At 69.2% G+C, this 16,886-nt stretch carries 16 protein-coding genes; 1 reads left to right on the plus strand and 15 read right to left on the minus strand.

The window, feature by feature from the left end; all coding sequences use genetic code 11:
- Positions 1 to 9: 9 nt before the first annotated feature.
- Positions 10 to 1,398 (plus strand): aminotransferase-like domain-containing protein, encoded by a 1,389-nt coding sequence (locus tag FBZ89_RS26140; RefSeq protein ID WP_145753545.1) that lies wholly within the window; start codon positions 10 to 12, stop codon positions 1,396 to 1,398.
- On the opposite strand, the gene thiD is transcribed toward FBZ89_RS26140, so the two are convergent.
- From thiD to ruvC, 15 genes are all read right to left on the minus strand, one after another.
- Positions 1,395 to 2,207 carry a bifunctional hydroxymethylpyrimidine kinase/phosphomethylpyrimidine kinase gene (gene thiD, locus FBZ89_RS26145; protein WP_145753547.1) on the minus strand — a complete coding sequence of 271 codons (813 nt, stop codon included), beginning with the start codon at positions 2,205 to 2,207 and terminating at the stop codon, positions 1,395 to 1,397. The two genes, FBZ89_RS26140 and thiD, sit on opposite strands and share 4 nt — an antisense overlap.
- Before the next feature lie 4 nt (positions 2,208 to 2,211).
- Positions 2,212 to 3,591 carry a phosphoglucosamine mutase gene (gene glmM / locus FBZ89_RS26150; protein WP_145753549.1) on the minus strand — a complete coding sequence of 460 codons (1,380 nt, stop codon included), beginning with the start codon at positions 3,589 to 3,591 and terminating at the stop codon, positions 2,212 to 2,214.
- A gap of 160 nt (positions 3,592 to 3,751) precedes the next feature.
- On the minus strand, positions 3,752 to 4,858 hold the full coding sequence (gene folP / locus FBZ89_RS26155) for a dihydropteroate synthase (RefSeq protein WP_145753551.1): 1,107 nt from the start codon (positions 4,856 to 4,858) through the stop codon (positions 3,752 to 3,754).
- A gap of 157 nt (positions 4,859 to 5,015) precedes the next feature.
- Positions 5,016 to 6,956 (minus strand): ATP-dependent zinc metalloprotease FtsH, encoded by a 1,941-nt coding sequence (gene ftsH / locus FBZ89_RS26160; protein ID WP_145753553.1) that lies wholly within the window; start codon positions 6,954 to 6,956, stop codon positions 5,016 to 5,018.
- Between the two features lie 131 nt (positions 6,957 to 7,087).
- Positions 7,088 to 8,512: a tRNA lysidine(34) synthetase TilS gene (tilS, locus tag FBZ89_RS31255; protein ID WP_246172593.1), complete on the minus strand. Its 1,425-nt coding sequence runs from the start codon at positions 8,510 to 8,512 to the stop codon at positions 7,088 to 7,090.
- Positions 8,513 to 8,587: 75 nt separating this feature from the next.
- Positions 8,588 to 9,622 carry a tol-pal system protein YbgF gene (ybgF, locus tag FBZ89_RS26170; protein ID WP_145753555.1) on the minus strand — a complete coding sequence of 345 codons (1,035 nt, stop codon included), beginning with the start codon at positions 9,620 to 9,622 and terminating at the stop codon, positions 8,588 to 8,590.
- 265 nt (positions 9,623 to 9,887) lie between these two features.
- A complete protein-coding gene (gene pal / locus FBZ89_RS26175) occupies positions 9,888 to 10,391 on the minus strand; it encodes a peptidoglycan-associated lipoprotein Pal (RefSeq protein WP_145753557.1) in 504 nt (167 codons plus the stop codon).
- A gap of 174 nt (positions 10,392 to 10,565) precedes the next feature.
- Positions 10,566 to 11,900 carry a Tol-Pal system beta propeller repeat protein TolB gene (gene tolB, locus FBZ89_RS26180; protein ID WP_145611635.1) on the minus strand — a complete coding sequence of 445 codons (1,335 nt, stop codon included), beginning with the start codon at positions 11,898 to 11,900 and terminating at the stop codon, positions 10,566 to 10,568.
- Entirely contained in the window at positions 11,900 to 12,847 is a 948-nt protein-coding gene (locus FBZ89_RS26185; RefSeq protein WP_145753559.1) for a hypothetical protein, read from the minus strand. The genes tolB and FBZ89_RS26185 overlap by 1 nt, the downstream gene beginning before the upstream one ends.
- Before the next feature lie 20 nt (positions 12,848 to 12,867).
- Positions 12,868 to 13,317, minus strand: a complete 450-nt coding sequence (tolR, locus tag FBZ89_RS26190) for a protein TolR (protein ID WP_145753561.1) — start codon at positions 13,315 to 13,317, stop codon at positions 12,868 to 12,870.
- 1 nt (position 13,318) lies between these two features.
- A complete protein-coding gene (tolQ, locus tag FBZ89_RS26195) occupies positions 13,319 to 14,047 on the minus strand; it encodes a protein TolQ (RefSeq protein WP_050898128.1) in 729 nt (242 codons plus the stop codon).
- Positions 14,048 to 14,055: 8 nt separating this feature from the next.
- On the minus strand, positions 14,056 to 14,661 hold the full coding sequence (locus FBZ89_RS26200; RefSeq protein WP_281292048.1) for a YbgC/FadM family acyl-CoA thioesterase: 606 nt from the start codon (positions 14,659 to 14,661) through the stop codon (positions 14,056 to 14,058).
- Positions 14,654 to 15,736, minus strand: a complete 1,083-nt coding sequence (gene ruvB / locus FBZ89_RS26205) for a Holliday junction branch migration DNA helicase RuvB (RefSeq protein WP_145753563.1) — start codon at positions 15,734 to 15,736, stop codon at positions 14,654 to 14,656. The genes FBZ89_RS26200 and ruvB overlap by 8 nt, the downstream gene beginning before the upstream one ends.
- A complete protein-coding gene (gene ruvA / locus FBZ89_RS26210) occupies positions 15,733 to 16,359 on the minus strand; it encodes a Holliday junction branch migration protein RuvA (protein WP_145753564.1) in 627 nt (208 codons plus the stop codon). The genes ruvB and ruvA overlap by 4 nt, the downstream gene beginning before the upstream one ends.
- Entirely contained in the window at positions 16,356 to 16,880 is a 525-nt protein-coding gene (gene ruvC / locus FBZ89_RS26215) for a crossover junction endodeoxyribonuclease RuvC (protein ID WP_088871799.1), read from the minus strand. The genes ruvA and ruvC overlap by 4 nt, the downstream gene beginning before the upstream one ends.
- Positions 16,881 to 16,886 lie beyond the last annotated feature (6 nt).

Below are 16,886 nucleotides of genomic sequence, written 5' to 3' on the forward strand. Positions count from 1 at the left end.
ATTGTCGCCATGACAATGACCGAAAAGCAGCCGCATTGGCTGCCCGACATCACCCACCGCCCGGGCCCGCGCTATCGCGCCATCGCCGCCGCCCTGCAGGACGACATCGGTAGTGGCGCCCTGCCCATTGGCGCCAAGCTGCCCACCCACCGGGATCTGGCCTGGCGCCTGGGCGTCACCGTGGGCACGGTCACCCGCGCCTACGCGGAAGCCGAGCGCAGCGGCCTAATCGGAGGGGAGGTCGGGCGCGGCACCTTCGTGCGCGATCCCCGGCCGGCGGAGGCGCCGGTGGACAACACCGGCATCATCGACTTGTCGGTCAATGCGCTGGCGCAGCACCCCAACGAGGACCGTCTGCGCCAGGCGCTGCTGGGTCTGGCGTCGCGTAACGACCTGTCGGGCCTCATGCATTATCCCCCCGTGAACGGCAGCGCCCGCCACCGCCAAGCGGGGGCGGCGTGGATTGCCCAGACCACGGGCCTGACGGTGGACCCGGCCCTGGTGCTGCCCACGGCCGGGGGGCAGAACGCCATGCACCTGGCCCTGGCCGCCATCACCCGGCCCGGCGATAGTCTGCTGGTGGAGCAATTGTCCTATCCGGCGGTGAAGCCCCTGGCCGGGCTGCTGGACCTGCGGCTGGTGCCGGTGGCCATGGATGGCGGGGGCCTGCTGCCCGACGCGCTGGAGCAGGCGGCCCGCGCCCACGGCGCCCACGCCCTCTACTGCATGCCGCGCCTGCACAACCCCACCACGGTGACGCAAGGGCCCGACCGCCGCGAGGCGGTGATGGCCGTTTGCCGGCAGGCCGGCATCCGGGTGGTGGAGGATGATGTCTACGGCTTCCTGGCCGACGATCCCGGCCCGCCACCCTTGGCGGCGCTGGATCCGGAGCGGGTGCTGTTCCTGACCAGCCTGTCCAAGAACCTGATGCCCGGGCTGCGCACCGGTTTCCTGCTGTGCCCGCCGGCCCTGATGGATCGGGTGCGCACCCTGCTGCGCGCCACCCTGCTGGGCGTCAACCCGCTGGGGGCGGAGTTGTCGGCCGAGTTCATCCTGTCCGGTGCCGCGCTGGAGAGCGCCACCCAGCGCCGCGCCCTGGTGGCGGACCGTCAGGCCCAGGCCCGCCGCCTGTTGCCCGGCGTCCCCTCCGACCCCGCCTGCCCGCACCTGTGGCTGACCCTGCCCGAGCCCTGGCGGCGCGAGGACTTCGCCCGCGCGCTGCTGAGCCGGAGCGTGCGCGTCACGCCGGCCGACGCCTTCGCCGTGGCGCGGGGCGACACGCCCCACGCCGTGCGCGTCTGCATCGGCGGGGTGGAGCGGGAGGAGGTGCTGGAACACGGCCTGCGCACGATCGCCGCCCTGCTGGCCGAGCCCGCGATGAGTGAGGTGTTGGTTTAGGGGAACGGCCGGACCGTGTGCATATGGTTCAACGGCCCGTGGCCGCCGCCGAAGCCGGGCGCGGTGCGGATGGCCTCTTGCACATAGGCGTGCGCCCGTTCCACCGCCTGGGGCGCGGCCAGCCCCTGGGCCAAACCGCAGGCGATGGCCGACGCCAGGGTGCAGCCGGTGCCGTGGGTGTGCACACTGTCGAAGCGGGGGGCGCTGTAGCTGTGTTCCCCACCGCGGGTGACCAGCAGGTCGGTCACCACCGGGCCGGCGCGGTGCCCGCCCTTGACCAGCACGGCCTGGGCGCCGAACTCCAGCAGGCGGTCGGCGGCGCGGCGCATCCCGTCCAGGCTGTCGCCCTCGAAACTTTCCGGGGGAAGGCCGGTCAGGGCCGCCGCCTCCACCGTGTTGGGGGTCAGCAGCGTGGTGATGGGCAGCAGTCGCGTGATCGCCACCGACATGGCGCGATCCTCCAGCAAGCGCTGGCCGCCCTTGGCCGCCATGACCGGATCGACCACCAGGGCGGGCACGCCCACCTCGCTCAGCACCTCGGCCACCGTCTCGATGACCTCGGCGGAGGCCAGCATGCCGGTCTTGACCGCGTCGGCGCCGATATCGGCCAGGCACAGCCGCATCTGCAGGGCAATGAATTCCGGCGGAACGGGCATCACCGCCTGGACGCCATGGGTGTCCTGCGCCGTCAGGGCCGTCACCGCCGTCATGGCGTAGCCGCCCAGCGCCGTCACCGCCTTGATGTCCGCCTGGATGCCGGCGCCACCGCCACTGTCGGACCCGGCGACGATCAGGATACGGCCGCGCATGCCCTTATTCCGCGACCTTGGAGGCCGGCGCCGGGGCGGCGTCCTTGATGGCGGCGACAATGTCGTCCACCACCGCCATCACCAGGCCCTGGTCGTCGCCCTCCGCCATGACGCGGATCAGCGGCTCGGTGCCCGACTTGCGGATCAGGACGCGGCCGGTGCCGCCCAGGCGGGACTCGCCGGCGCGGATGGCATCCTGAACGCTGGCGGCGGCCAGGGGCGTGGTGCCGCCCGCCGGCTCGAACCGCACGTTCTTCAGCACCTGCGGCAGGGCCTGGAAGACACGCAGGACTTCCGACGCCGGCTTGCCCGACTGCTGGATCACGGCCAGCACCTGCAAGGCCGCCACCAGGCCATCGCCCGTCGTGCCATGATCGGAGAGGACGATATGGCCGGACTGTTCGCCACCGACGTTGTAGCCATGCTCGCGCATATGCTCCACGACATAACGGTCACCCACCGGCGTGCGGGCCAAGCTCAGGCCCCGGCCCTTCAGGTGCAGCTCCAGGCCCAGGTTGGACATGACGGTGGCCACGACACCGCCGCCGCGCAGGGTGCCGGCGTCGGCGCAGGCGCAGCCGATCAGGGCCATGACCTGGTCGCCGTCGATCTGGGTGCCGGTCTCATCCGCCAGGATCAGGCGGTCGGCGTCGCCGTCCAGGGCGATGCCCAGGTGGGCGCCATGGGCCACCACGGCGTCGCGCATGGCCTTGGGCGCCGTGGCGCCGCAATCCTTGTTGATGTTGAATCCGTCGGGCGCCACCGCCACCGGGATGACCTCGGCCCCCAGTTCCCACAGCACCTTGGGCGCCACCTTGTAGGCGGCGCCGTTGGCGCAATCGACCACGATCTTCAGCCCATCCAGGCGAAGGCCGCGCGGGAAGGTGGCCTTCGCCTGCTCGATATAGCGGCCGATGGCGTCATCCAGGCGCTGGGCCCGGCCCAAATCCTTGGCGCCGGCGAGGTCACCGGCGAAGCCCTCCACCATGCGCGCCTCGATGGCCGCCTCGACCTCGTCGGACAGCTTGTAGCCGTCCGGTCCGAACAGCTTGATGCCGTTGTCGTAAAAGGGATTGTGCGAGGCGGAGATCATGACGCCCATGTCGGCGCGCAGCGACCGCGTCAGCATGGCCACCGCCGGCGTGGGCATGGGGCCCACCAGGGTCACGTCCATGCCCATGGAGACGAAGCCGGCCACCAGCGCCGGTTCCAGCATATAGCCCGACAGGCGCGTGTCCTTGCCGATAACCACCAGGTGGCGGTGATTGCCCCGGCGGAACTGCAGGGCGGCCGCCATGGCCACCTTCAGGGCCGTCTCCGCTGTCATGGGCTCGGTATTGGCCGTGCCCCGGATGCCATCGGTACCAAACAGTTTACGCGCCATCGTCTTTCACGCCGTCGATTCTTGTCTCACATGGTCTTTTGCCGTAACCGCCAAAAGACCCCCTCAAACGCCGGGCGCCGCCATCCGGCGGCTTGGCTTCCTCGCTCCGCCCTGCGGTACTCGCTCCGGGGCCGGCCGTCGCCGGCCTTCAATCACCTCATCATCCATGCAGCGCCTGCCACAGGGCCCGAGCCTGCACCGTCTCCGCGACGTCGTGCACCCGCAGGATATGCGCGCCCCGGTCCAGGCACGCAAGGCCGCCGGCCAGCGATCCGGCCAGCCGGTCCTTCGGCGCCTCCCCCCGCGACAGCGCGGCCAGGAATCGCTTGCGCGACAGGCCCACCAGCAGGGCGCAGCCAGTGCCATGATAGAGCGCCGTGTGGCGCAGAATGTCCAGATTATGCGCCACCGTCTTGCCGAAGCCGATGCCGGGATCGACGGCGATGCGTGTACGGGGGATGCCGGCGGCCACGCACGCCTCCACCCGTGCCAGCAAATAGTCCATGACGTCCAGCGCGGCGTCGGCGTAGCGCGGCTCCAACTGCATGGTGCGGGGGTCGCCCTGCATGTGCATGAGCACGACCGGGCAGCCGCGCGCCGCCACCAGGGCCAGGCTGTCGGGGTCGCCCTCCAGCGCGCTGATGTCGTTGATGATGCGGGCGCCGGCGTCCAGGGCCGCCGCCATGACCGGGGCGTGGCGGGTATCGACGGAGATGACCGCCCCCGCCGCCGCCAGCGCGCGGATGACGGGCACCACCCGCGCGGCCTCCTCCTCCGGCGACACCGGGGCGGCGCCCGGCCGCGTGCTCTCGCCGCCGATGTCCAGGATGTCGGCGCCGGCCGCCATCAGGGCCCGCCCATGGGCGATGGCAGCCTCGGCGGCGACATAGTCCCCGCCGTCGGAAAAGCTGTCGGGCGTGACGTTGACGATGCCCATCACGAGGGGGCGGGAAAGGTCCAGGCCGGCGAAGGCCGGGCGCGGCGCTGACAAGGCGGCCAGGCGCCGGCCGACAGCCTCGCCCACCCCGGCGGCGGCGGCCCAAGCGGCCAGGCCGCGCGACTCCATCACTTTGCGGGCGACCGCATCCGGCCGGCGCACGGCCACCTCCACCTGGGTGAAGGACAAGGCCGTACCCGCCAGCGGATGGCTATCGGGGGCGTGCAAGCCGGACAGCAAGCCCACAGGGGTCAGGTACACGTCTTCGGCGGCAACGGATGCCCCGGAAGCCCAGGGGTCCAACGAAACGGAAGGCAGGTCGGATGGCATGGGCTTCCTCTCACGCGTTGCCGCGATCCTAGTCCCCCGCCCGCGCCGGCGTCATCCACCCTGGCGGCAGCCCTGCCCCACGGCGGGCCGTTCCCGAAAAACAAAACCCCCGGGCGCCTGGGGCGACCGGGGGTTTTGCGAAGAAGTGCAGCCGGGATCAGGTGCCGGGCTGCGGCTCCGGCGTGAAGGGGCCGGGTTCCGCGCTGGTGGTGCCGCTGGTCGTGGGCACCGAGGTGCGGCGGCCGACGCCGCGCGGCGGCACCTTGGGCGGCTCCGTCGATTCGGGACGCACGATGCTCTCGCCCCGCAGCAGGGCGCGAACCTCGTCACCCGACAGCGTCTCGTATTCCAGCAAAGCGTTGGAGACGTTGTGCAGGTCGTCCATATGCTCCGTCAGGATACGGCGGGCGTGGCCCTCGGCCTCCTCGATGATGCGGCGGATTTCCTCGTCGATCAGCTGGGAGGTGGCTTCGGAGATGTTCTGCTGCTGGGTCACGGAATGGCCCAGGAACACTTCCTGCTCGTTGGCGTTGTAGCGCACCCGGCCCAGGCGCGCGCTCATGCCGAACTCCGTCACCATGCGCCGGGCCATGTTGGTGGCCTGCTGGATGTCGTTGCCGGCGCCGGTGGTCACCTGCTCCGCCCCGAAGATCAGCTCTTCCGCCACGCGGCCGCCGAACATCATGGCCAGCTTGGATTCCAGCTCGATCTTGGAATAGGCGTACTTGTCCCGCTCCGGCAGGCTCATGGTCACGCCCAGGGCGCGGCCGCGCGGCACGATGGTGACCTTATGCAGCGGGTCGCTCTCCGGCATGAACAGGCCGACCAGGGCGTGACCGGCCTCGTGATAGGCGGTCAGCTTCTTTTCCCGGTCGGTCATGACCATGGACCGGCGCTCCGCGCCCATCATGACCTTATCCTTGGCGGCCTCGAACTCGCCCATGCCGACCACGCGGCGGCCGGCGCGCGCGGCCAGCAGGGCCGCCTCGTTCACCAGGTTGGACAGGTCGGCGCCGGAGAAACCGGGGGTGCCGCGGGCGATGGTGCGGGCGTCCACATCGGGGGCCAGCGGCACCTTGCGCATGTGGACCTTCAGGATCTTCTCGCGGCCGGAAACGTCGGGATTGGGCACAACCACCTGACGGTCGAAACGGCCGGGGCGCAGCAAGGCCGGGTCCAAGACATCGGGGCGGTTGGTGGCGGCGATGAGGATGACGCCCTCGTTCGCCTCGAAACCGTCCATCTCGACCAGCAGCTGGTTCAGGGTCTGCTCACGCTCGTCATTGCCGCCGCCCAGGCCGGCGCCACGGTGGCGGCCGACGGCGTCGATCTCATCGATGAAGATGATGCAGGGGGCGTTCTTCTTGCCCTGCTCGAACATGTCGCGCACACGGGACGCGCCCACGCCGACGAACATTTCCACGAAGTCGGAGCCGGAGATGGTGAAGAACGGCACGTTGGCCTCACCCGCCACGGCGCGGGCCGTCAGCGTCTTACCGGTGCCCGGCGGCCCCACCAGCAGCACGCCCTTGGGGATCTTGCCGCCCAGGCGCTGGAACTTCTGCGGGTCCTTCAGGAACTCCACGATCTCTTCCAGTTCCTGCTTGGCCTCGTCGATGCCGGCCACGTCGTCGAAGGTGACGCGGCCCACCTTTTCGGTCAGCAGGCGGGCGCGGCTCTTGCCGAAGCCCATGGCCTTGCCGCCGCCGGACTGCATCTGGCGCATGAAGAAGATCCACACGCCGATCAGGACCAGCATGGGCAGCCAGGAGATGATGATGCTGAACAGGGTCGGGTTGCCGCTGTCGTCCGGCACCGCGGTGATCTTCACGTTCTTGTCGGCCAGGCGGGTCACCAGATTGCTCTCCGGCGGCACGTAGGTCGAGAAGGTGCGGTTGTCGCGATAATGGCCGGTGACCTGCGGGCCCTTGATCGTCACGTCGGCGACGGTGCCGCGATCAACCTCTTCCAGCAGTTCGCTGAAGGGGATGCTGGCTTGCGTCGTCCGATTGGTGGAAGTCTGGAAAAGGTTGAACAGAACGAACAGCAAGACGCCGATAAAAGCCCACAGCGCCAAATTTTTACCGAAGTTGTTCACGTCTCTCAGCCTTTCCTCGACCAACCGCGCCCTGCCACCCGGCCCGCATGGCCGGTTTCAATGGCGGGGGTCGCAGCCCACCCGGCGGATTTCGCGCATTTCACGCGGGATATCCACCGGGACCGTTTCCATTAGATAATGACGCGGGCGTCAGAGACAACTGCCATCACGTCTAGGCCGGCCTCCATAGGCGGCAAAAACGGGGGAGGTGCCAGGGGCGACAGCGGACGGAACGCCAGCCGGGGCAAGGTTCCCTCCCCCACCGGCGTCCCCTCGCCCGTCGAAAGCGGCTCCACGGCCCAGGCCAAATGTGGCACCGCCACCAGCGGGCCGTCCCGGCGCAGGGCCGGCAGGGTGGGCAAGACCGGCTTGGGAATCCGGAGAAGCGCTGGCAGGTCCAGCGCCGCCAGCCGGCGCGCCTCGACCGTGCCCAGGGCGCCCAGCGTGAGCGCCCCCTTCCCGGAGTACCCCACCGCCTGGAAACGCCCATCCCAGCGGGTGGCCGCGCGCGTCAGGGGGACCGGCGGCGCCATGCGTCCCGCCTGGCGCAATAGCATCAAGCGTCGCCGGTGCCCGGTACCGCCCAGCCGCCGCGCCTGGGCGCCGGCCAGGGTCAGTGCGAGCGCGCCGGCCTCGGACGCCCACAAGCCGGGCAAGGCCGCCAGCAGACGCTCCGCCCCCTGCGTCGGCGGCAGATAGGGCTGCCCGCCCACGGCCGCCGCCAAGCCGGCCAGCAGGCGCAAGGCCACGGGCCGGGGCAGTTCCCACAGGGCATCCGCCTCCACGACGGCATAGCCTTCGGGCGCCAGCAGCACATGGCGGGCCACGGCGTCGGCCAGGCCAGACTCCAGCACCGATCGCGCGCGGCCGGCCTGCGCTGCCAGGGCCAGCAGGTCGCCCTGCGGCACGCCCTGGCGCCGCAGCCGGCCCCGGGCATAGCGCTCCATGAGGTTGGACGGATCGTCGATCCAGGGCTGGCCAAAAGCGCGGCAGGTTGCGCCAAGATCGGCGCGGCTGACGGTCAGCAGGGGGCGCAGCAGGCGCACATCGGCCAGGGCGCGGGCAACGGCCATACCGGCCAAGCCCTCCACCCCGCTGCCACCGGCTTGGCGCAGGGCCACGGTCTCGGCCTGGTCTTCGCGGTGATGGGCCAGGCACAGGTGCAGGATGCCGTGCGCCCGGCAGGCGGCAGCCAGAAGGTCATAGCGGGCCTGGCGCGCCGCCGCCTGCAGTCCGGTGGCGGGCTTGGCGCCGGTCCAGGTGAGGATGGTGTGGGAAATGCCCCGCGCCGCCAGCCAGCGGCCGACCTGCGCCGCCTCCGCCGCCGACTCCGGCCGCAGGGCGTGGTCCACGGTGTAAGCCTCGACCTGGCCGCCGCGGGCGCGCGCCCAGCGGTCGGCCAACAGGGTCAGCGCCAAACTGTCGCGGCCGCCTGAAACGCCGACAGCCAGGGTGGGGGCGGTCTCAAACGGGCCCAATGGGGCCAAAAGGCGCGCGAACCGGGCGTCGTCGATCGCCACACCCCGCGACTCGCCCGGCTCCATGCCAGGCTCCATGCCAGGCTCCATGCCAGGCTCCATGAATGATGCGGGGGGCGCCCGGTCGTCGCCCATGGCGCCCCCCTTTCCTTCTCACTTGCAGCCCAGGCGGTTCTTCTGGTCCTCGCCCCGGCGCTTCAGCGTGGGGGCGGCGTCCTTGTCGGCGTCCAGTTGCTTCAGCACCACACAGGCGCTGGCCTTGTCGCCCAGGCCATCCAGCGACAGCGCCAGCTTCAGCAGGTAGTCGGCACCCTTGTTGCTCTTGGGGTACTTCTTATAGCCGTCACCGAAGGCCACGGCGGCGGACTTGTAGTTGCCGCGCATATAGAAGGTCTCCCCCAGCCAGTACTGGGCGTTGGAGGCCAGCGGGCTGTCGGGGTTCTGCTTCAGGAACTGGGTGAAGGCCCTTTCCGCGTTGGGGGCGTCGCCCTGGCGCAGCAGGTTGAAGGCGTAGTCGTATTGGTCCTGCGCCGGACCGGCCGGCAGGGTGCCACCGGAGTCGGCGGGCGCCGTGGCCGGCGCGCCGCCCTTGGCACCGCCCGGGGGCGGCACCGCGCCGGTGTCGGTGCCGGGCAGCGGCGGCTTGCCAGCGCCCTTGAGGTCAGGCGACGGGGGGGCACCGGCATCGCCGCCGCCACCACCACCGCCGGTGGAGGCCCCAAGCCCGATACCGGCCTTGTCCTCCAGCTTTTGCAGGCGCAGGTCGATGTCGGCCGACAGCTTGTCCAGCCGCTCCTTCATCTGGCTGACCTGATAGGCCAGTTCTTCATACTTCCCGGTCTGCTGCTGCGTCTGGGTTTCCATCTGCAGCTTCAGCACCTCGATCTCGCCGGCCGCGTTCGAGCCGCCGCCGCCCGGCGCGCCGGTCATGGGGCCGGAGGGCTTGACGCCGTTGCGGTAGACGTCGCGCGACAGGGTCTGCACGTCCGTCTCCAGCCGGGACAGGCGGTTCAGCAGGTCCTGCATGTCCCGGCTTTGCGCGCCGGCCGGCGCCGGGGCCAGCAGCGGGGCGGCGACCAGGGCGGCCATGCCGCACCGCGCCATCCAACGGGACGCGCCCTGCCACCAGCGGCGGCTGTCACGAGTCTGGGAAGAGGAGAAGGTCGGGGACGACAGCGACGGCGTCATGGATCGGTTCCGGGGAAGGATCAGCGGGGAACGGAAGACAAGCTTGGCAAGGGCCAACCGGCCCGCCAAGCGCGACCTTAGCGCGGGACCCGCCCGCCCGGAAGGGGCGTCCGCAGGCCCATTTACCTCATAAGCAGTATTACGCTGCCCAAAAGTACTATTCGCCCAGTAAGCGACAGTAAAGCGGGCGCCATGAAAAAGGGCGCCGCCCGACCCCCACGGGGTCGAACGGCGCCCTTTTAACCAACCACCCGGGTGGGGCAGCTTAGTTGATGACCGTCACGCCGCGACGGTTCTGCGCCCAGGCGGCCTCGTTGGAACCGAGGACGGCGGGACGCTCCTTGCCGTAGCTGATCACCTGCACGCGGGCCAGATCGACGCCGGTGGCGGTCAGGTAGTTCTTCACGGCGTTGGCGCGACGCTCACCCAGGGCGAGGTTGTACTCGCGGGTGCCGCGCTCGTCGGCGTGGCCTTCGATCGTGATCGTGACCTGGCCATACTTCTTCAGCCAGGCGGCCTGCTTATCCAGGGTCGCGGTGGCTTCCGGGGTCAGGTCGAACTTGTCGTAACCGAAGAACACGCGGTCACCAACGTTGACCACGAAGTCTTCCTTGGAACCCGGGACCGGACCGGTCGGCTTGGGGGCCGGCGGCGTGGTGGTGGTGGTGGCGGTACCGCCGGTGGCGACTTCAGCCTTCTTCTCCGGCGTGGAGGAGCAAGCGGCCACCAGGGCCAGAGCAGCACACAGGCTCAGGTATTTCATGCGCATAGTTTGAGACCCCCTACGGACAACTTTAAAGTGGGATTGCTATTATCGCGACCGCGATCTCGATTGAAGTGAGGTGGCGGCGGCGGCTGTCAAGCCGCCACCGCCACTTATTCCCGTCTCTGTAGACCGACAAGTCTTACGTCGCTCTTGCGCTGCGAAAGTACTGTGGCCCCATCACGGAATCAAGGGCGACCAAGCGGGGTCGGACGCGTCCGTGGGCGTCAGCATCTGCCGTTCGTTGCGACCGGTGAGGTCGATGGAGTAGAGGCGCACCTGGCGCTGGCGCCCGCCCTCACCCGTCGGCTTTTCCTTAAAATACATGAGGACACGGCCGTTGGGTGCCCAGGTCGGTCCCTCAACCAGGTAGCCCGTGCTCAATTCGCGCTCACCGGAACCGTCGGGGCGGATCACGCCGATCGAGAACCGGCCGCCGTTGATCCGTGTGAAGGCGATGAGGTCACCACGGGGCGACCACACCGGCGTGCCATACTTGCCGGCACCGAAAGTAATGCGCTGCACATTCGTGCCGTCAGCATTCATGGTATAGATCTGCTGACTTCCGCCTCTATCGGATTCGAAAGTAATTTTACTTCCATCAGGCGAGAAGGACGGGGCCGTATCAATGGCCGGATTGTCGGTCAGGCGGGTCTGGCGACGGGTGCGCAGGTCCAGCAGGTAGATGTCGGTGTTGCCGTTCTGGGCCAGGCTCATGATGACCTTGTTGCCGTCGGGCGAGAAGCGCGGGGCGAAGGTCATGCCCGGAAAGTCACCCAAAACTTCCTGCCGGCCGGTGTCCACGTTGAAGATGTACACCCTAGGCCTGTTGTTGAAGTAACTCAGGTATGTAATTTCCTGAGCCGTGGGCGAGAAACGCGGCGTTAACACAAGCACCCGGCCGTCGGTCAGATACAGGTTGTTCTCGCCATCCTGGTCCATAATGGCCAGCCGCTTCTGCCGCGCCGTCGCCGGACCTGATTCGGCGATGTAGACGATGCGGGTGTCGAAGTAGCCGTCCTCGCCCGTGATGCGCTTGTAGATGGCGTCGGCGATGATGTGGGCGATGCGCCGCCAGCCGTCGGGCTGGGTGAAGTACGCCAGGCCCGTCAGCTGCTGCTGCGCCAGCACGTCGAACAGGCGGAATTCCACCTTCAGCCGGCCGTCGGGCTGCACGCTGGCAGTGCCGCTGACCAGGGCCTGGGCGTTGATGACCTTCCAGTCGCCGTAGCGCGGCAGGCCGTTGGCCAGCTGGTCCGGCGTCTGGATGAAGGCGCGGTGGTCCAGCGGACGGAACAGGCCGGAGCGTTCCAGGTCGGCCTCGACCACATTGGCGATCTGCGCGCCCACCGCCTCACCATAGAACTGGGTGACGGCGATGGGCAGCGGCTGGACATTGCCCGTGGTGATATCGAGGTGCAGCTCGGCCTTGGCCTGAACCGCGACCGCCATGATCATCACGGCAGCCAGGGCGATGGCGCGCCGTAGGGCGGTTAGCGTCTGTCGCGTGGTCATCAGAACATGTCCTTCGGGCTGAACGTGAACACGATGGACCCGGCCCCGCCGTACTTTTCCTTGGGCAGGCGCAAGGTCGAACACTGATCCTTCTGCAGCGCGCGGAGAGTGCTTTCCACGAAGCTGCGGTACGTTGGGTTGGACAGCGAGCCGTTGCCGGACACGTAGTCCACCTTGGTGACGCGCATGGAACTGTCGAAGGTGACGCGAATGTCGGCGCTCATCTTGTCCACATCCTTGCCGCCAGCCGGCACCGCCCAGCAACCCGCCAATTGCGAGCGCAGGGCATCCTGTTCTGACGCCGAAAGATGGTCGGATTGAGGCTGAGCCACCGAGGTCTGCTGTGTCTTCGGCGTGTCTTTCGCCGGGGTGTCCTTGGGCTTGTCTTCCTTCAGCTTGTCCACGTTCTTCAGGATGCTGTCCAGGGACGGCGTATCCTTCTTCGGCGGCTCAGGCTTCTTGGGTTCGGGCTTGGGGGGTTCGGGCTTGGGCGGCTCCGGCTTCGGCACCGGCTTGGGCTGTTCCAGCTCCACCGTCTTCTGCTCCTCCACCTTCGGCACCTCCATCTTCTTGATGGGCAGGGCCTCGGGCTCCGGCGGGGGCGGCGGGGTAGGCGCAGGCTTAGGCGGCTCCGGCTTTGGCGGTTCGGGCGGTACCGGCTTGTCCGGCACCTTTTCCGGCGGCGGCGGGGTCGGCTCGGCCTCCGCCTGCTGCTGCGGCGGGGTGGGCGGGGTCGGGTCGGGCTGCGGCTCGGGCGCCCTCGGCGCCGGCGGCTGCGGGGTCTCCGGCGGCTTGACCGACGTGTTGGTCAGCTCGCTGATGTCCATCTCCACCGCCACGGGCTCCGACATGACCAGCGGTTCGCTTTTCAGCAAAGGCAGGCCAAGGATCGCCAGCAGCAGCAGCGCGACATGCAGGACGACTGAAAAGATGATGGCCGGACGCATGGGATCGGTCTGGCTTCCTGCTAGCGACGGGCCGGGGTGTCAGGCAATTGCGCGATCAGCGACACCTTCTTGTAACCGGCGCTGCTGATCGCCCCCATGACCTCGACGATGCGGCCATAGGCCAGGGACTTGTCGCCACGCACGAAGATGCGGGCGTCGGCGTTGTTCTGGCTGATGGCCTGAAGGCGCGGCACCAGCTCGGTCAGGTCCGTCTTGGTCTCGTTGAGGTAGACGTCGCCGTTGTCGCGGATGGACACGACCAGCGGTTCATCCTGGCCGGGGATGGCGGGCGCCTTGCTCTTGGGCAGATCGACCGGCACGCCCACGGTCAGCAAGGGTGCGGTCACCATGAAGATGATGAGCAGCACCAGCATGACGTCCACCATGGGCGTCACGTTGATGTCGGCCATGGGACGCGCGCGGCGGCGGCCCCGGCCGGTGGACTGCTTTCCCGATAGCGACGCGCCCATGTCAGCCCCGCTCTTCCAGGTGGCGTTGCAGGATGGCGCTGAATTCTGTCACGAATGAGTCCAGCCGGTCGCCGAAGCGGGCGATGTCGGACGAGAACTTGTTGTAGGCGATGCTGGCCGGGATGGCCGCCACCAGGCCCAGGGCCGTGGCGAACAGCGCCTCGGCGATGGAGGGGGCCACGACCGCCAGGCTGGTGTTGCCGGCCGCCGCGATGCTGGTGAAGCTGTGCATGATGCCCCACACCGTCCCCAGCAGGCCGACGAAGGGGGCGTTGGACCCGACGGTGGCCAGCACGGTGATGTAGCGTTCCGTCTGCGCCATTTCGCGGCTGACGGTCACGGACATCACGCGCTCAATGCGCTGGGCCAGGTTGGCGCGCATGGCGCCGGAGGAGGTCAGCCCGCGCTCATTGGCGTGCCGCCATTCCCGCATGCCGGCGGCGAAGGTGGCGGACAGCGGGTCGCTGGGGGCCTTGCCCACCTCTTCATACAGCTGGTCCAGCGAACCACCGGACCAGAACTGCTCCTCGAAATCGGCGGCGGCGGCCTTCATGCGGCGCAGCTTGATCGACTTGTCGAAGATGATGGCCCACACCCAGACCGAGGCCGCCAGCAGCCCCAGCATGATGGCCTTGACCAGCCAGTTGGCCGTCATGAACAGGCTGAGGGCCGACAGGTCCGCCGCCGGATTGGCGCCCAGGGCCACGAAATTCATGATCTGATGCTGCATCGCCACTCTCACTCTTCAGACGGGACGCCCGCCGACGCGCCGTCACCCTTCGAATTGATCTTTTCGCCGCTGACGCGGCGTGCGTTGTCACCGGAGTCGCGGGCCACACCCAAACGGGCGAAAGCCTGCGCCACCGGCGTTGGGACCCGCACCGCCCGCCCTTGGGCGTTGATGCAGGCCAGTTTCAGGCTCAGCCGGACCAGGACCTGGTCTTCCCCCGTCTCCGTGTCTGGGGTCGCCATGCCGGGCGCAACGATGCCACCACTTTGTGGCCGGTATATGGTCTGTTCCGCCAAAACCGTGGCGCCTGTGACACTGGTGATGCGGCTGCGCACCAAAAGTGTGTCCTCCAGCCGGGCCGGGGCCAGGAAGTCCATGGTGCAGCGGCGCACGGCGAAGGCGACACCCGTCGCCGCCACCTGCTCCGCATGCGGCACGCCCAAGGTCCGCAGCATTTCCGTTCGCGCCCGCTCGGCATAGCGCAGGTAGTTGGCGTGATAGACGATGCCGCCGGCGTCCGTGTCCTCGTAATAGACGCGGACGGGGAAGTGGTGGACGTCGCCCACCATGTGGCCGGCCAAAGGATCGGCGGAGCGATTGGGCGCCTCAGACATCGGGCCCCTCCTCCATATCCACCCCGTCACCAGGGCCCAGCAGGTCCAGCTGGCGTGCCGGGGTGGCGATGGGGGCGGGCAGGCCCAGGTAGCGATAACCCATGTCGGTCAGCAGGCGGCCGCGCGGTGTGCGCTGCAGCAGGCCCTGCTGGATCAGGTAGGGCTCGATCACCTCTTCCAGCACGTCGCGCTGTTCCGACAGGGCGGCCGCCAGCGTCTCCACCCCCACCGGGCCGCCACCGTAATTGTTGGCGATGCAATTGAGATAGCGCCGGTCCATGGCGTCGAAGCCCAGCCGATCGACCTCCAGCCGGGTGAGGGCGATATCGGCCGCGCGGGCATCGATCTCGGTGGCGCCGGCCACGGCGGCGAAGTCGCGCACCCGGCGCAGCAGGCGGCCGGCCACGCGCGGCGTGCCGCGCGAGCGGCGCGCGATCTCCAGCGCCCCTTCCGGCAGCAGCGTCATGTCCAGCAGGCGGGCGGCGCGGCCGACGATCAGCTGCAGTTCTTCCGGTTCATAGAATTGCATGCGCAGGGGAATGCCGAAGCGCTCCCGCAAGGGCCGGGTGATCAGGCCGGAGCGGGTGGTCGCGCCCACCAGGGTGAAGGGCGGCAGGTCGATGCGGACGGAGCGGGCGGCCGGGCCCTCACCGATGATGAGATCCAGGTGGAAATCCTCCATGGCCGGATAGAGGATTTCCTCCACCGCCGGCGACAGGCGGTGGATCTCATCGATGAACAGCACGTCGTGCGGCTGCAGATTGGTGAGCAGGGCCGCCAGGTCGCCGGCCTTGGCGATGACCGGGCCGGAGGTGGCGCGGAACCCCGCCCCCATCTCCTTCGCCACGATCTGGGCCAGCGTGGTCTTGCCCAGGCCGGGCGGGCCGAACAGTAGCACATGGTCCAGCGACTCGCCCCGTGAGCGGGCGGCCTGGATGAAGATGGACAGGTTCTCGCGCACTTGGCGTTGGCCGGTGAAGTCGGCCAGGGACAGCGGGCGCAGCGACACGTCCATGCCATCGCCGGCGGCGCGCTCGCGACTCACCAGGCGATCCGATTCCGGGCCGCCGCTCATGCGCTCAGTTCCTTGAGCCCGGCGCGAATCAGTTCGGAAACGCCGGCCTCAGGCCCCAGGCGGGCGGCGCAGGTGGTGACGGCGGCGAAGGCCTCCAGCCGCTTGTAGCCCAGGTTGACCAGGGCGGAGACCGCGTCGGCCACGGCGCCGTTGGCGGCGGGCGCGGCGGCCGCGTCCGTCTTGCCGGCCGGCGTGCCGGCCAAGGTGGGGGCCAGCGCCAGCGAGGGCACCTTGTCCTTCAGTTCGCTGATCATGCGGGTGGCCAGCTTCGGCCCCACGCCATCGGCCTGGGTCAGCACCGTCTTGTCCTGGGCCATCAGGGCCTGGGCGATCTGCTCCGGCGACAGCACCGACAGCACGGCCAGCGCCACGCGGGCGCCCACGCCCTGCACCGTGGTCAGCAGGCGGAACCAGTCCCGCTCCGCCACGTCGGCGAAGGCGAACAGCTGCATCTTGTCTTCCGACACCCACATCTCGGTCAGGACCGAGACGGCCTCCCCCACCCCGCCCAAGCGGCGCAGGGTGCGGGAGGAGGCGGAGACCAGATAGCCCACCCCGCCCACGTCGATGATGGCCCAGTCCAGGCCGGTGCTGTCCAGCAGGCCCTTGAGTTTCGCGATCATCGCGCCGCCCCCGCCATGATGCCGCCCACCAGGCGCCGGGTCTGGCTGTGGTGGGCGTGGCAGATGGCCACGGCCAGGGCGTCGGCGGCGTCCGCCTTGGACAGCTGGAAGCCCGGCAGCAGCATGCGCACCATGGCCTGCACCTGCGTCTTGTCGGCGTGGCCGGCGCCCACCACCGATTTCTTCACCAGGTTGGGCGGGTATTCCGAGACGGGCAGCCCTTCGCGCGCCGGGGCCAGCAGGGCGATGCCCCGCGCCTGCCCCAGTTTCAGGGTGGAGACGGGGTTCTTGTTCACGAAGGTCTCTTCCACCGCCGCCTCATCCGGCGTCCAGGTCCGGATGACGTCCTGCAGGCCGTCGTACAGCGTGACGAGACGGCGGGCCAGGTCGTCCCGGTCGTCGGAATGCACGACCCCGTCGGCGACATGCGTCAACCGGTTGCCCGAGACGTCGATGACGCCCCAGCCCATGTTGCGCAAGCCCGGATCAAGGCCCAGCACGCGGATCGACCGATCCCCCATGGCCGC

Origin of the sequence: Nitrospirillum amazonense (genome assembly GCF_007828045.1) — a bacterium.
GTDB classification, from domain to species: domain Bacteria; phylum Pseudomonadota; class Alphaproteobacteria; order Azospirillales; family Azospirillaceae; genus Nitrospirillum; species Nitrospirillum amazonense_C.